The sequence below is a fragment of the Desulfosarcina ovata subsp. ovata genome (assembly GCF_009689005.1).
In the GTDB taxonomy this organism is placed as follows: domain Bacteria; phylum Desulfobacterota; class Desulfobacteria; order Desulfobacterales; family Desulfosarcinaceae; genus Desulfosarcina; species Desulfosarcina ovata.
In genome coordinates this window covers 7475636-7489355 of the sequence record NZ_AP021879.1, presented here as the reverse complement: position 1 = coordinate 7489355, position 13720 = coordinate 7475636, and the positions used below count along the sequence as shown (strand labels likewise).

At 46.2% G+C, this 13720-nt stretch carries 13 protein-coding genes; 8 read left to right on the top strand and 5 right to left on the bottom strand.

Features of this window, described 5'->3' with window-relative positions; translation table 11 throughout:
- Positions 1–34 precede the first annotated feature (34 nt).
- From GN112_RS32840 to GN112_RS32825, 4 genes are read right to left on the bottom strand one after another with little or no spacing between them, the layout of a single operon-like run.
- Positions 35–703: an AAA family ATPase gene (locus tag GN112_RS32840; RefSeq protein ID WP_155309036.1), complete on the bottom strand. Its 669-nt coding sequence runs from the start codon at positions 701–703 to the stop codon at positions 35–37.
- Positions 679–2358: an integrase gene (locus tag GN112_RS32835; RefSeq protein ID WP_155309035.1), complete on the bottom strand. Its 1680-nt coding sequence runs from the start codon at positions 2356–2358 to the stop codon at positions 679–681. The genes GN112_RS32840 and GN112_RS32835 overlap by 25 nt, the downstream gene beginning before the upstream one ends.
- Positions 2339–2914, bottom strand: coding sequence for a plasmid partition family protein (locus GN112_RS32830; protein ID WP_155309688.1), 576 nt, complete (start codon positions 2912–2914; stop codon positions 2339–2341). Before GN112_RS32830 ends, GN112_RS32835 begins: the two co-directional genes overlap by 20 nt.
- 4 nt (positions 2915–2918) lie before the next feature.
- Positions 2919–3284 carry a hypothetical protein gene (locus GN112_RS32825; protein WP_197743251.1) on the bottom strand — a complete coding sequence of 122 codons (366 nt, stop codon included), beginning with the start codon at positions 3282–3284 and terminating at the stop codon, positions 2919–2921.
- Positions 3285–3513: 229 nt separating this feature from the next.
- Here GN112_RS32825 and GN112_RS32820 point away from each other — a divergent pair, with 229 nt between their 5' ends.
- The 6 genes from GN112_RS32820 to GN112_RS32795 all read left to right on the top strand — a co-directional run bounded on the left by GN112_RS32820 (position 3514) and on the right by GN112_RS32795 (position 9078).
- Positions 3514–3744, top strand: coding sequence for a hypothetical protein (locus tag GN112_RS32820; protein ID WP_155309029.1), 231 nt, complete (start codon positions 3514–3516; stop codon positions 3742–3744).
- Positions 3745–4029: 285 nt separating this feature from the next.
- A complete protein-coding gene (locus GN112_RS32815) occupies positions 4030–4254 on the top strand; it encodes a hypothetical protein (RefSeq protein WP_155308746.1) in 225 nt (74 codons plus the stop codon).
- 47 nt (positions 4255–4301) lie between these two features.
- Entirely contained in the window at positions 4302–5528 is a 1227-nt protein-coding gene (locus GN112_RS34740; RefSeq protein ID WP_231716912.1) for a hypothetical protein, read from the top strand.
- A gap of 162 nt (positions 5529–5690) precedes the next feature.
- Positions 5691–6035 (top strand): carboxymuconolactone decarboxylase family protein, encoded by a 345-nt coding sequence (locus GN112_RS32805; RefSeq protein ID WP_155313972.1) that lies wholly within the window; start codon positions 5691–5693, stop codon positions 6033–6035.
- 897 nt (positions 6036–6932) lie between these two features.
- Complete coding sequence (locus tag GN112_RS32800) at positions 6933–7724, top strand: TonB-dependent receptor plug domain-containing protein (protein ID WP_155313971.1); 792 nt, start codon at positions 6933–6935, stop codon at positions 7722–7724.
- A 109-nt stretch (positions 7725–7833) separates the two neighbouring features.
- Positions 7834–9078, top strand: coding sequence for an IS4 family transposase (locus GN112_RS32795; protein ID WP_162459232.1), 1245 nt, complete (start codon positions 7834–7836; stop codon positions 9076–9078).
- A gap of 6 nt (positions 9079–9084) precedes the next feature.
- Here GN112_RS32795 and GN112_RS32790 read toward each other — a convergent pair whose 3' ends face one another.
- The gene (locus tag GN112_RS32790; protein ID WP_155308529.1) at positions 9085–10416 is read right to left on the bottom strand and encodes an IS701 family transposase; all 1332 of its coding nucleotides are present in this window, start codon (positions 10414–10416) and stop codon (positions 9085–9087) included.
- 463 nt (positions 10417–10879) lie between these two features.
- On the opposite strand from GN112_RS32790, the gene GN112_RS32785 reads away from it, so the two are divergent.
- Complete coding sequence (locus GN112_RS32785; RefSeq protein WP_155313969.1) at positions 10880–12298, top strand: TonB-dependent receptor; 1419 nt, start codon at positions 10880–10882, stop codon at positions 12296–12298.
- Positions 12299–12385: 87 nt separating this feature from the next.
- Positions 12386–13384, top strand: coding sequence for a transposase (locus GN112_RS32780; protein WP_155309800.1), 999 nt, complete (start codon positions 12386–12388; stop codon positions 13382–13384).
- The last annotated feature ends 336 nt before the right edge of the window (positions 13385–13720 follow it).

The window sequence follows — 13720 nt, the reverse complement described above, 5'->3', positions numbered from 1 at the left end:
CCGCAGAGTGAGGGAAGAGATTGTTTTTTGGAGCCTACATGGGATGAAGATTGGCGAGAAAGTCGACCGCCAGATTTAAATCGACGAAGCTATGGCCCAGTTCTTTGGCCTTGTCGCGGCAATCCGTGCAAATTTCCTTGAATTTTCTCATATCGCCCCTGGTGGCCACATAAATCTGTTCGATGGCTTCAGATTCAAAATCCTTGTATTCCAGGATGAAATCCTCGACTACGATGGGATACAGAATCAAGGTTTTCAATCGGCTGAGGATATCCGGATGCTGGCTGGTCAAATATGTCCTCACCTTTGGCAGTCCGGCCAAAACGATGGGCACGTGCGCGTCCATGATTCGTTTCAGGTAGGGCCAAACCCTTTTTTCGATGTCATTGGCCTCGTCGATGATGATGTAATAATCGGTCAGATTGCGGATCAGCTTCAAATGATGGGGCGTGCGCCGATAAGTGGCCACCGCCTCGTAGTTCAACCCTTGAAGGATGGAGGCCAACATTTCATGCACATTGAAAAGCGACTCCACCCATACGCCTTGAAGTTTTTTGGGTTTGAGCAGTTCGAGGAAACGAGTTTTTCCGACACCATATTCGCCCTCGATCAATACGCTCTGTCCCCGGTAGATCCGGTTGTATACCGCGGATAGATAGGAGACCCGGCGCTTATCGTTTATAAAACTTTGTTTTCGCTGCATGAGGCATACGGGGCCAAAGGGTTGTTTGACAATTGTCTTTCGCAATCCAAAATGAACGCATTGAAAAGCGCCTTGCCGGTGATGGTTTCAGGCTGGCGTAGTTTGATCGCGTAAGCGATATATCGTTTCCGGTGTTGCCGATAGATTGTTTGGGCGGCATCGAGGGTCAAACCCCGAAGATGGATGTCAATCAGTCGTGGCCTGTCCACCGCCATCTTTTTCTCCTGCAGAAAAGCGCTGATCAATTCAACCGCGTTGGGTTCGGTGCCTGCCTTTTTGACCGGCTTTTCGTAAGGTTCCCGGCGCAGCGCTTCACCCAGCAGGATACCGTTTTCCTTATGCTCGAAGATAAACAGCTTGTCGCCAAGATCGGAGATATACACCTTGGTGCTCTTGTGGCGGCTGAAGTGTTGCGCGCCAACGGCCACATAGTAGGTCTGCTTTTTGAAAGTAATGATGCCTTTCGCCCCCACGGTGGCGTTGATCTTGTCATAGCCGTATTTGACGAAATGGCGTACGTCATCCGCACTGAACGTTATCCACTCGTATTGGGCAAGACCGTCGTCAAACTTCTCCTTGGGCACCCAGGCCGATGTTTTACCGTTCACAGAATAATAGTGCTTTTGCTCATTGTGCTGCCGGCGATAGGCTTCGAGTAAACCACTCTGGCGCAGCGTTGCAAGATCGATGTCGAGATAGGTGATGGTAATTTTTCCTTTTTTGCCCTTTTTGTAGATATAGCCCGGTTCTGTCTTAACGATGCGGTCTTCAAAGTGCTTGATGATCCGCATTTCAAAATGATGGATGCTGCGATGGGATGATTCCAGATGTGCTTTGTCCTTGGGCGCATGGATGCGTGAGAAGTTTGGTTGCAGATAAAATCCGCCTGGCAATGAAAATTTGATGTTCAGTTCGTTGATGGGGCGTTTCAGGTTGACAAAACCCTTTGCATTGTCCGGTCTCAGCCGTATCTTTTTTTGCGGAAAGGGGGTGCTCACCAAAAATTTCTCGAACAGGTCCACCGAATTTAGACTGCTTTCGGAAAAATAGGCGTCAAGCACAAGCATGTTGCGCGATCCGGTGTCAAAAAACTCGATCACCTGGGGCTTGGCCCAAACGCCGTCGTCCGATCGAATCTTGAAATAGCGAAACCTGCATCCGTCCATTTGAATCAAATCGAAGACCGGTTCGTCCTTAAAGCAGACGCTGGGATCGTTCTTTTCCTCGAAGTCTGGTTTTTCCAAATAGACCTTGAGGTTGGCTTGCCTGGCAAAACGCCTTAAAGCGCTAAGTGAGATGCTACGTTCGAACTCTTGTTCGAGCCAGGCGTGGTAATTTTTGATGGTTCGTCCATGGCGGGTGATAAATACAAAACGATCGTCCGATGGATCGCTGGAAGCCTTGACCATCTCGATGAAGCGGTTTTGGATTTTTTCGGTCAAGACCCGGCGCCGGCCGCTGCACTTTCTGCCTTCCATGATGCCTTGGCCGGCAAGCAGCAGCGGTTTGGGAATGACGCCGGTCTTACGGTATTGATCCATGTAATATTTTTTGGCCCTGCGTTTGGCGCTGCCGGTTTTGTCCATGATCTTTTTGTGCAGCAAGATCAGGAAACGGTCGTCCATGGGCAGTTGTTCAAAGTCTTTGTCTTTCATGACGAATGATTTTCTCTTTCATCACTTTCAGCCAGAATAAGGCCGCTTGTCTGGATGTCGTTTGCCAATCATCGTTTTGCGCCGACCGAATCTGTTCCAGCATGGCCATCACGGCCGTTTTATAGTCTGCGCTGATGATATCGACCACAGACGCATTCTTTTTTTTGACATGCTTGGCCTTTAGGGTTTGATGGGCGTACTTTCTAATATTCTTAGCCGTGAGCGCCATGCCGGATGCGATAAATGCACGCCAGATCTTGCGTTGATCCTCTTTTGTAAAACGCGTTAGAATCCTGGCCTGGTATTCATTCTCCGGAAGGATGCCGTCGCCAATTGGAGACAAATTGTCGATGACATTGGCGGCCTTAATCAGACGATATGCCTGGGATCGGGCCATATCCCACCGGTCCTTGACATAGCCTTCAAACGAATCGAACAGCAAATCTCGAAACAATTGATCGTCTCGAATCTGCTTTAATGCCTTACCGGTTTGGTGAAAATGGTGTTGATTGGCAGCGATGATCTCCTCCAATTGGGTGAGTCGGTTGTTGGCCATCTGTTCACCCGATGCTCATCCGTTTCCCGATATCGCCAAGCAGTTGATTCAATTCCAACCGTTGGTCCGTTAAAGGATCCGGTCTGTTTGGTACAAGGGTTTGCAAATATTTGACACTGTCAACGAATCCAAGGCCTTTCACGGTCATGACCAAATCAATCGGGTTGAAGTTTTTCTCGCAAAGAAAGCACCTGGCGAGATTGGTCTTGGGGTTGGTCGCGGTTTGAAATTCATTGCATAGCGGGCATAGAAAACGAAAAATGCCTTCGATCACTTTAGATGGGATATGAAGCTGTTCTTTGATCAGCCAGTCAACCGGGATCCGATTGCGCAGTTGAAACAGTTCTCCCCCTGTAAACCGTCGTCTCATGATATTGGCCTCCTTATCTGCGTAAAAAATCCTGAAAAAGATTTCATCCATAACCACGGCGTGGAAAATGGCTCACAATTTCACCCGGCCGACCGCAAAAATGGCAGCGGCATCGAAAACCGAGGCGAAAAGGTACCGAAATTTCGATCTGTGGTGGCAACATAACCCGTTTAAAAGGGCTTGTTGAAGTATGATCATCCATGTTTTTTCTACGTGGATCGATTTCACGATGCCGACGACGGTTTTCGGCAAGACGGTGGGCTTTTTTACCTTTATCGGTTTTACGGTAGCGTCGCTGCGCTTTTCGACGGGACTGGAGACGACCGGCGATGCGGCATGCATCGCAACAATAAGCATGCCCACGAAAGCAGCACCGGCACACACAAAAAACGGTGTTGCACCAACGACAGGATATTTGGATCAGCTTTACCATCCGGCCTTGAAAGTGGCCGGAGTTTAAAGTAATTTACTTAATGAACATCCGGCCTTGATACGGAGTTCACCCTGAAAGCCCGGAAGTGATGGTTCCGGGCTTTCTCCTCATTTTCTTGGACCATGACAATACCCACTTTACAACCTACAAAAACTTTTCGAGCTGTGCGGACCATGCCCAGGATGGATATTGCACAAAGGGCTAACCAAAAATTAAGATATGAAAATAGGTTCGGAATTGACTGGACATCATTAAAGATAAATGCGATGTTTTGGTAGATCACTATCTCAAACCCCGAGACGGAGGCTACCAATGAGCAAATACAAAATCGAAGTCATGGTGAACCTGGTTGAATGTGATGAGGAAACGGACGATAAGCCCATTGAACTGGAAGATGGATGTTATCAATACACTGTAAACGCTGATGCCGGTGAAAATATAGACGACTGCGAAATAGCAATTTTAAATACGGCATACCCTGCAATAAGAGCCGCCATAGCACGACACATGGAAAAGGTGTCTAAAAAAAAGTCCTGACTTTCAGTGGGGCTAATCAAATTGAGGTAAATGAAAGCCCATATCTGGTGGATGGCGCCGTGGGGCGTTTTGCGTTTGAAACCCACTTCGCATTTGATGAAAATGGCGTTCGGTTTGACAGTAGTCAATCGATATTTGCCCCATTAGGAACGAATCAGTTTTATTTGACCACGGGCTTTAAGGAACGGGCCATGATTATGGGTAATACGGAAGGATCCTTCCGGAAAACATCAAAATGGCTCAACTTCATACGGCACCAAATAGAAGGCGGTACGCCACATCGCACATTGCATGATCAGACCCAGAAAGAAGGTCGGGAATTGATCGACCATTTAAAGCAAAAGGCCGATGATTTGAATCATGGCAACTTCAGCGCTGACGGATGTTGTATCAACCCAGATATTCCCAGGGGCGGAGAACCGATATCAATTCCCATGGATGAAGTTCACAAGGCCCTTTCTAAAGGATCTTTCGACTATAATCCGATTGAACTGTTGAATAATCCCGTCATTTACGAAGAACCCAGTCAAACGGTCAACATAAGCATAGACGACGTAACCCCCAAAAGGCAGAAGGGTACACGAGAAAGCCCAAAAATCACTGAGCATACGCGAAAATATGTACATGATACCGTATGCCACATTGAACATGGAGGCCCAAAATACGTATTGGCAGCTGATGGCACCAAATCATGCTTGTGGTTGCTAATCGCGTTTCTTTTGTCAAATTTTCTATTCGGCAAACGTCTTCAGATTTTTACCGACGGCCATAAGGCGCTAAATGCTGCCATCGTCAAGCAATTTGGTTGGTACAATAATATGCAGATTGTTCTTGATTGGTTTCATCTATGCAAGAAGTTCAAAGAAGAATTGAGCATGGGGATGAAAGGCAGAAAGTTGAGAAATGAAACGCTTCGCGCGGTTATGCCGTTGTTGTGGCACGGCCTTACAAACAAGGCCATATCATATCTTGAAAACATCCCGGCATCCGAAATCAAGGATGAGAATCATATTCAAAAGCTCATTGACTATTTGGGTCGGAATAAATCCTCGATTCCCAACTATGATATGCGCAAACGGTTAAATCTTCGGAACTCGAGTAATGTGGGTGAAAAGATGAACGACCTCGTCGTTTCAAATCGCCAAAAGAAGAATGGAATGAGTTGGGCGAAGAAAGGCTCTCTCAATCTGGCTATCATCACAACTTTGAAAATCAACGATGAGTATCACAATTGGTTCAGCAATAAGGAAGTAAAATTTAGCTTAGCTGCTTGACCATTTAAGATATCTTCGTCCGCACAGATCGAAGTATATCGGGTGAAAGCTGCATTTGGGTATCCATAACGGTTGATTATGGCTATCATCAAATGTATTCGCTTGTCAAATGGGTAAAGTTGATTCATAGAATGAGCCGACCAACGAGAAAGGAGGATAAAAATGCTTGAAAAACAGGTTGAATTACAGGAACAGGTTCACGGACAATGGAATCGCTACAAAGCACTTATGCCTCATATTGCAAAAGCCTATGAGGATTTACCCAACCAAGCCTATGCAGACGGGGTCATCAGCGGAAAAATGAAACGCTTGATGGCGATGACGGCGGCCACCATTCATGGTTGTCGGGCCTGTATTCTTTACCAAGCCGATGAAGCACTTAAACTCGGCGCTTCCAGGGAGGAAATTCTGGAGTGCATTGGTGTCGCCGTGAGCTTGGGGGGCACAATGGCGGAGGGCCAGACAACACGGTTGATCGGTTACCTGGAGGAAAGAAATTTGTTATAGAGAAGAATCAGAATGGTTAGACGACAGCGTTATTGAATTGAAACCAGTGTCTTGTATAAAATCATTTCACTGAGGGACCGGCCATAATCAAGAATCCCTTTATTACTATCAATCAAGGAGAAAAGATGTCAAAAGTTTATGAAATAATGTTTTTGGAAAGGCCGGAGGGAGGAAACTTTATAAACCATACCGCTTTCGACTGATGACGCAGACCAAAAGCATTATCTTGAATGTTATGGTACCAACGGTTTTTTTCCTCTTCGTAGGTTTTTTACGCTATCTGATGCCGTACACGCTGTCAAAAAGGCTCATAGTTGTTTCAGAACCGATACAAACCAATGAACAGTTCGAACGTCGCTATAAAATAGACATGGTATGCCTGAAAGACGGAAATCGGAAACGCTATCCGGAATCCGCTAAAGCCAGAAGCATATAGGGACGGGGCACCATTCGTTTCGTACTGCTGGCCGATGGTATCGTCCGCGATCTGGTCGTCACTAAACCGGAACTTTTTAAGGGGATGAGTTAATAATGCTTGACTTTTTGTTTGCTGTTAGTTAGCAACTGTATATCCTACGAGAGAGACAGAAGCCTCCCAATCACGATAGTAACAAAATTTCCGTAACTTTATAATCGTAACTTCTTTTATATAGTAACTAAGGCCTGAAGGTCTCATCCAGACAATGATGTGATCTTGAGGTCTTTTTTATTACAAAGGGGAAAATTAAGTAATTAATTGAAATAACTTATATTTTTTCTTTTTAAAAGAAAAATATCCTGATTTATGGCATCCACCTGTAAAATCATGGGTTGATAGCTTAGCACCTGCCACAATTGCGAATGCAATTCCGAGGAATTGTTTCTAATGGCTGACAGATACCAAAGGAGGATGAAGAAATGAGGATTTTTAGGAGACAATTGGCGGTGTTATGTTTGAGTTTGGTTTTAATCCTGGGATGGTCGATACCTGGCTCAGCCCAGGAAACAGAAAATGAGGAAGAGCAGAATGTTCTTGAACTGGAAGAGATTGTCGTATCGGCACCTGAGGTACGAGGGGCTCCAGGAAGAACCACTGTAGTAACAAAAGAGGAAATAGACTTAAAGAACACCCGGAATGCCATTAACGTATTAGAGCACATACCCGGAGTCTATTTGAGAAAAGAAGGAAGACGTGGCGGTCAGATTAACATGAGGGGGGTTGACGAAACCAAAACCGTCATACTGCTTGACGATTCGATACTGAATGACTCTTTTCATCAGAACGTTTTCTGGAATATAATTCCCGTTGAGACAATTGAGCGGGTGGAGGTTATACCCGGCCCATTCTCCGCTCTTTATGGTGGAAGGGGCGGCATCGGAGGAACCATAAAGTTCATAACCAAGATGCCGGAAGAACAGGAGGTTTTTGTAAAAGGCGTTTATGGAAGTAATAATACCATTCGTGGTACGGCAAGCTACGGGAATAGGTTCCGTGATAAAGTGTCTTTTTACCTCTGCTACGATTATATGCAAACTGATGGAGATGTGGCAGACTATATAACAAAATCCGCCAGCAGTGGAGCAGGAGATATTCCCGTTACCGGGTGGGAAAAGACTACCGACAGTCAGGGGAACCCCATGTATCTTATCGGCGACAAAGGTGACAATGAGACATGGGAGTGGAGTGTCCTATCAGCCCTTTCAAGGTAGTACTATCGGGCCACTTTAACTGATTGAACTTATGTATAAAACACTGGACAAATGCCTCTGTCTGAAGTACGGTACAGCAAAACAACTGTACCCAGAGGAGGTGGATCCTATGTTGAGTCCTGTTTTCACGCCGTTCATCAAGAGTTCCCCGATTTCCGTTATGGCCCGCGGCATGGTAGAGCGGGTGCTGAATCCCGAGCAGTTAGACGAATGGTTCGATACCACAGCAAAGGAGCAATACACAAAGGACCTTTTGTTTTCGACCCTTTTTAACCTGATGAGCCAGGTTGTCCAGGGCAGCCAGCGGTCGATTCACGCGGCTTTCCAGACCTCAAAAGAGGATATTACCGTTTCAATCACGTCAATTTACAACAAGTTGAACGGCATGGAACCCAGCACATCGGCAGCGTTGGTCCGATATGCCGCTGAGCAAGTGGAACCAATTATCCAAAAGCTGTTGGGGAAACAGAACTCCCCTTTGCCTGGCAAACGGATCAAGCTGCTTGATGGCAACTGTATCGAAAAAAGTCATCACCGAATCAAAGAGTTGCGGTCCATAGCGGCGGGTCCGCTTCCAGGAAAATCATTGGTTGTGTATGATCCGATGTTACACCTGCCCATCGATGTGTTTCCTTGTGAAGACGGCCATGCACAAGAACGCTCAATGTTGAAAACGGTGCTTGAAACCATTGTTGCCGATGATGTCTGGATTGCCGATCGCAATTTCTGCGTGGTTGAATTCACCTGCGGCATCGATAAGCGGGATGCGTGGTTCATCATCCGGGAGCATGGGAATTATCCTTTCGAGTTAATTGGAAAGGGAAAATATATCGGCAAAATTGAAACCGGAGCGGTATATGAGCAACCCATTCGGGTTCGTGATGAGGCCGGCGAAGAGCACCCCTTCAGGCGGATTCGCGTGAAGCTGAAGGGCGAAACCCGTGATGGAGATACCGAGATCCTCATCATCACGAATCTGTCAAAAAGCGCAGCGAACGCAAAGACAGTCGCGAGGTTGTATCGGGACCGTTGGACCATCGAAACCGCCTTTCAACGTCTCGCTGAATATTTAAATTCTGAAATTAACACCTTGGGCTATCCTCGTGCTGCCCTTTTCGGTTTTTGCGTTGCCCTGGTCGCCTACATCGGCATGTCCGTTGTAAAAGCCGCGCTGGGCAGTGTGCATGGTATCGATTTCATAGATCAAAATGTATCGGGCTATTATGTGGCCAATGAAATCGAAGGCGTCTACCAAGGGATGATGATCGTCATCGACGTTGAGCATTGGGTTGTTTTTCGGGATATGCCAACAGGCGACCTGGTTCGGTTACTTAAGAAACCTAAAGTTTCCTAAATTCAATCAAGCCGCCATGCGCAGCAGTACGTCCACGAGAGAATTAAAGACGGATTTGCGTGGCACCGGGAAGAGCCTACCAAAATCCTTGTCCATCGCGGCCTTTGTAACGGATCGGCGGACATCCGAAAAGGCAAAATGACGGCGGCCGCCGACGGCATGCCGGCGAGATGGCGTTTTCTCGACCCGGCTGGCGTAAATCCAGGCGACGGTGGTCGCCAGCATGCAAAAGTGCAGATGGTTGCTGACGGCCTGCGGATGACGGCTTTGCGTGTCAGCGCTGCCGATGTCGTTTTTCAATTCCTTGAATAAGGCTTCGATCTTCCAGCGGGCCCCATAGTATTCGATAATCTGCTCAGCCGAAAGGGACAGGTCGGTGGAATAAAGTGCCACCCACTGTGTCTTACGATAGACCCAGACCACCTTGACCGCACATCGGATGGTCTTGAGCATCACCACGCGTTCATAGGCTACGATGTTCCGGTTGCGGCCATACAGGTTGACGATGTATTCTTTTGCCAGCGATTTGAATCGAACGGCCAACGCTGCCGCATTCCCCAGCTTGCGGCCATATTTACGCGGGCGGCCTTGTCGTCCGGTCGGAGGTGGCGGCAGTTCAAATATTGTGCTGTTGGATCGAAGCCTGGAAATCATATCCACCCATATGCCCAACTGTTTTTTCAATGGCTTCCACAGGCCGCCATTGCCGAACCATGAGTCGGTGATGATGACAATCCGTTTTCTGGGAAACACCGCGGCAATCTCACCGATCATGTCGACCGCCATGGCAAGCTTGCTCTTGAATGTCACTTCCGGTCCATTGCTGTCACGGTTCATTCGTTCGATGGTTTTCTTCAGGAGGTAGAAACGATAACTCAGCGGCAGACAGGCCCAACGTCCCTTGATCATCTTCAACAACCCCACAGCAACGATGTTCTGGGCCCACGGATACCTGGACTGGTTTTGCTTGGCAGCATGATCGAAAACCTTGTCGCAGGCGAAAATCTTCTTGCCTGTCTTGGCGTTGATACTGTCATCCAGAGCCAGCATTAACCGCCCACCGGTCGTTGGCAGCGGAATCAATTTCCACAGCGTGGGCCATAACCGTTGCCATGGAATCCGTGGGGATGCCATGAAGGTATAGAACTTTTTACGACTGATCCCGGAAAAGCCGAACACCGTCTTCAAGCACCGTAGAATGTTTGAGGTCCTCGATGAGGCGAAAGGAACAATGATCGCCACGATCGTGTATACGAACCATATTCCCCGTTCCTGACCTTTACTGGACTGAGCAAATTCGTTTTTGAGTTTTTCAAGGATGTCGTGTAGGATAAGCATGCGAGGCCTCCGGTTGGGTTGTTTGTTTGTGGAAGAAGAAACATACCACAACCGAGCCTCGCAATCAACATTAACATACTGTATTAACTAAATATTTGATCATATTGCCAAAAATCGGTCCCGATATCTGTAATGATTTCAATAGGTTACAGGCGACCGCCATTTTGCTAACCATCTGTTATTACAGGAAATATTAATATTCTTCAGTAGTACTCACCCCGCCGGGCTGCTTTCAAAAAGGGGAAACTTTAGTTAAGAAACTATCTGGCAACGTAAAATTATCAAAGTACCAAAAGCACCCTCGAGGGCCTAAAAAACCACGGCCAAAGCGAATTGCAATGAAAAATAAACCACATGTCTCAACCGCAAGAATTCTTGCGGAGAGAAAAAAGTAAAAGTACTACCTTGAAAGGGCTGGAGTGTCCTATCTAAGTTAAAGTTCGATTTTTCTGACACCTCACATATTACTTTTACATTTAGTCCCAGCCAATGGAATTATGGGGGATCAAGTACAAGTCTCGATGAACCAAATAGTTACCTGACAAACGCTGATACAGGTGAGCGCGTAACCTCCGGCAATGTTACCTTTTATGATGATGGAGAACAAAAGAATATAGATCTTGATACCAATACCTTTTTAGAAGGCGAAACCGAAAAAAGCGAACGCTATCGCTATAACCTCGCTTATGAAACAGAATTTACACCTGATTTTACTCTGAGAGCAACTGTCGAGTATGTTGATGAAAGTAAAAGAGGTTATGATATAACCGCATCCAGTGGCGCGACATCCGCTGGTGGAAATGGCAGACGGGCAGAGTATCCGTTTGAACGTTGGCAGGGAAGAATAGAGTCGAAAGCGCTAAATATTGCAGGTTTTAATAATCTAACCTTTGGTGCAGATTATATGTCGGAAGAAGGCGGTAGAAGAAATTACAACGAAATGACTGATTGGACGGATGATAGTAACAAAGGGCCGCTGACCGCCAAAAGTGATGGCACTAACAGTGTATATTCTCTTTTTGTTCAGGATGAGATGATTTTGATGAACGAACGCCTTACTCTTTATCTTGGAGGGAGGCTTGATTACTGGGAAATCACTGACCTTATGGATTGGACTACGGTAGGCAACGCTGGAGCCAATGAATATGAGGATAGGGATGAAACCTATTTCAGCCCCAAGGGTTCTGTTAAGTACCGTGCATCTAATTCAACGACCTTAAGGGTCTCGCTTGCGAAAGCCTTTACCGCCCCAAGGCTGCACGATATCCTTGGAGGATATTCGAAAGACGCTAACTCTATGCGTCTTTCCAGCCCTTATCTGGAACCGGAGAAAGCGACATGCTGGGAGGCAGGAATTGATCAAACGATATTCGATAAAACCCTTTTCAGAGCCACATACTTTGAAAATTACTTACGTGATTACAAGTATACGGAAAGCTGGGTTGAAGATGGTATTAATTATAGCACAGCTATGACTGGGGGTAAGTCAAGGATACGGGGTTTTGAACTTGGAATCAGGCATCAGCTAACCTCGTTTCTCAGTGCCTATGCCAATATGACCTATCAGGACACAGAGGTTACCGAAGATGAGCAGAATCCAGAAATAGAGGGCAAACATATGACCAACGTGCCTAGAGAGATCTATAATTTTGGATTATTGCTTGAAGATTATGCTGGCTTTAAAGGTTCTATTACAGGTCGTTATGCAAGCAAGGCGTATGCTAATTCTTCGAACCTGGATACAACAAGTCACGTATACGGCTCCTATGACGCCTATTTCACAATGGATGCAAAGGTTGGTTACGAGATCATAGAAGGTCTTATGGTTTCCTTTTCTGTGGATTCACTACCGTACACTTTTAAAAAGCTTATAACTATATGATATAGTAGAGTATAATAACTCTGGACATTCCACCAGTCATTTTATATATTAGGCTTCCACGATTATCTCTTATAATATGGAGGCCTTATGAATGACTGCAAATCGATTTATAGAAAAGTCAACGATTTTGTCAAACTTTTCTACCCGGTGGAACTCAAAGGAAATCTCCTGAGAAACATGAACACGCTAGCAACAATGATCACGGGCATCATTATCGGCAAAGAAACCCAGTTACCAAAGATCGCACTCAATGTACCCGAAAATATTAAAGTGCCCAGCACCGAAAAACGCATCAAGCGCCTGCTCATCAACGAAAAGGTTACCGAGCAAACCTACTTTCTACCCTTCATACAAAACGTATTGGCCCACCTTGGTCTTGAAGAAATCGTCCTGGCCATTGACGGCAGTCTGGTTGGACGCGGGTGTATTTGTTTGATGATCAGTTTGATTTACAATGGCCGCGCGTTGCCACTAGCCTTCAAAATCGTTGAGGGTAAAAAAGGCCATCTGCCTGAAGACATGCATGTTGAGGTGGTAAAGAAACTGCATCCATTGATCCCCGAATCCACTCGTCAGGTAATCTTTCTGGGAGATGGTGAGTTTGACGGCACAACGCTTCAGCAAACACTGGCCAAGTTTGGGTGGAAATATGTTTGCCGCACGGCATATAATATTACCATCTACGCCGATAATGAATCTTTTCAGATCGACATCCTTGCCACTATACTGCCCAAGGGCCATTGCAAAGGGATGAAAAACTGCCAGTTCACCAACAAAAAATATGGCCCGGTAACTGCGGTGGCCTGGTGGGGGAGCGATCACAATGAGCCCATATTCCTGGTAACCAATTTTAAATCGGCTGAAAAAGCATGCGACTACTATGCGAAGCGCTTTACGATTGAAACGTTTTTCAGTGATCAAAAAAGCCGAGGGTTCAATATCGCCAAGAGCCATCTTTCTTGTCCCAAGCGGTTAACCCGACTGATGATGGCCAGTTGCCTGGCATACTTATGGGTCATTTTTTTTTGGGATTCTCGCTTTTTCGACTGGCTTGTACAAACAGATCCATCGTTCGGATCGATGTGACCTCAGCCTGTTTCAGCTTGGCCTCAGGATGATAACCTATCTCGCGGTGCGAGGTTTGCCGTTCTCACTTCATAACGGACCAATACCTGATGACTTGCAGACATTTCACCAGAGGGATAAACGAGACCTGCAAAATTTTTCTCATTAGATCAAGGTGTTGTAAAATGTGTACGGTAGTGAATCTGTGGATAACATTTTCGATGAAGACTATTATCTGAGTAAAAAAGCTGCTGGCAGAGAATTTTTTGGGGAGGTCTCCTACAGATTCTAGATATAAAAAGTATCAGTGGCATGCAGATTCAACCGAGGATACGGATAACGACCTGTTCTGCTAAT

Bases quoted from the DNA above. Each gene is read 5' to 3' on its own strand.
- GN112_RS32840 (WP_155309036.1), bottom strand. From the start codon at position 703: ATGCAGCGAAAACAAAGTTTTATAAACGATAAGCGCCGGGTCTCCTAT.
- GN112_RS32835 (WP_155309035.1), bottom strand. From the start codon at position 2,358: ATGAAAGACAAAGACTTTGAACAACTGCCCATGGACGACCGTTTCCTG.
- GN112_RS32830 (WP_155309688.1), bottom strand. From the start codon at position 2,914: ATGGCCAACAACCGACTCACCCAATTGGAGGAGATCATCGCTGCCAAT.
- GN112_RS32825 (WP_197743251.1), bottom strand. From the start codon at position 3,284: ATGAGACGACGGTTTACAGGGGGAGAACTGTTTCAACTGCGCAATCGG.
- GN112_RS32820 (WP_155309029.1), top strand. From the start codon at position 3,514: ATGCCGACGACGGTTTTCGGCAAGACGGTGGGCTTTTTTACCTTTATC.
- GN112_RS32815 (WP_155308746.1), top strand. From the start codon at position 4,030: ATGAGCAAATACAAAATCGAAGTCATGGTGAACCTGGTTGAATGTGAT.
- GN112_RS32805 (WP_155313972.1), top strand. From the start codon at position 5,691: ATGCTTGAAAAACAGGTTGAATTACAGGAACAGGTTCACGGACAATGG.
- GN112_RS32800 (WP_155313971.1), top strand. From the start codon at position 6,933: ATGAGGATTTTTAGGAGACAATTGGCGGTGTTATGTTTGAGTTTGGTT.
- GN112_RS32795 (WP_162459232.1), top strand. From the start codon at position 7,834: ATGTTGAGTCCTGTTTTCACGCCGTTCATCAAGAGTTCCCCGATTTCC.
- GN112_RS32790 (WP_155308529.1), bottom strand. From the start codon at position 10,416: ATGCTTATCCTACACGACATCCTTGAAAAACTCAAAAACGAATTTGCT.
- GN112_RS32780 (WP_155309800.1), top strand. From the start codon at position 12,386: ATGAATGACTGCAAATCGATTTATAGAAAAGTCAACGATTTTGTCAAA.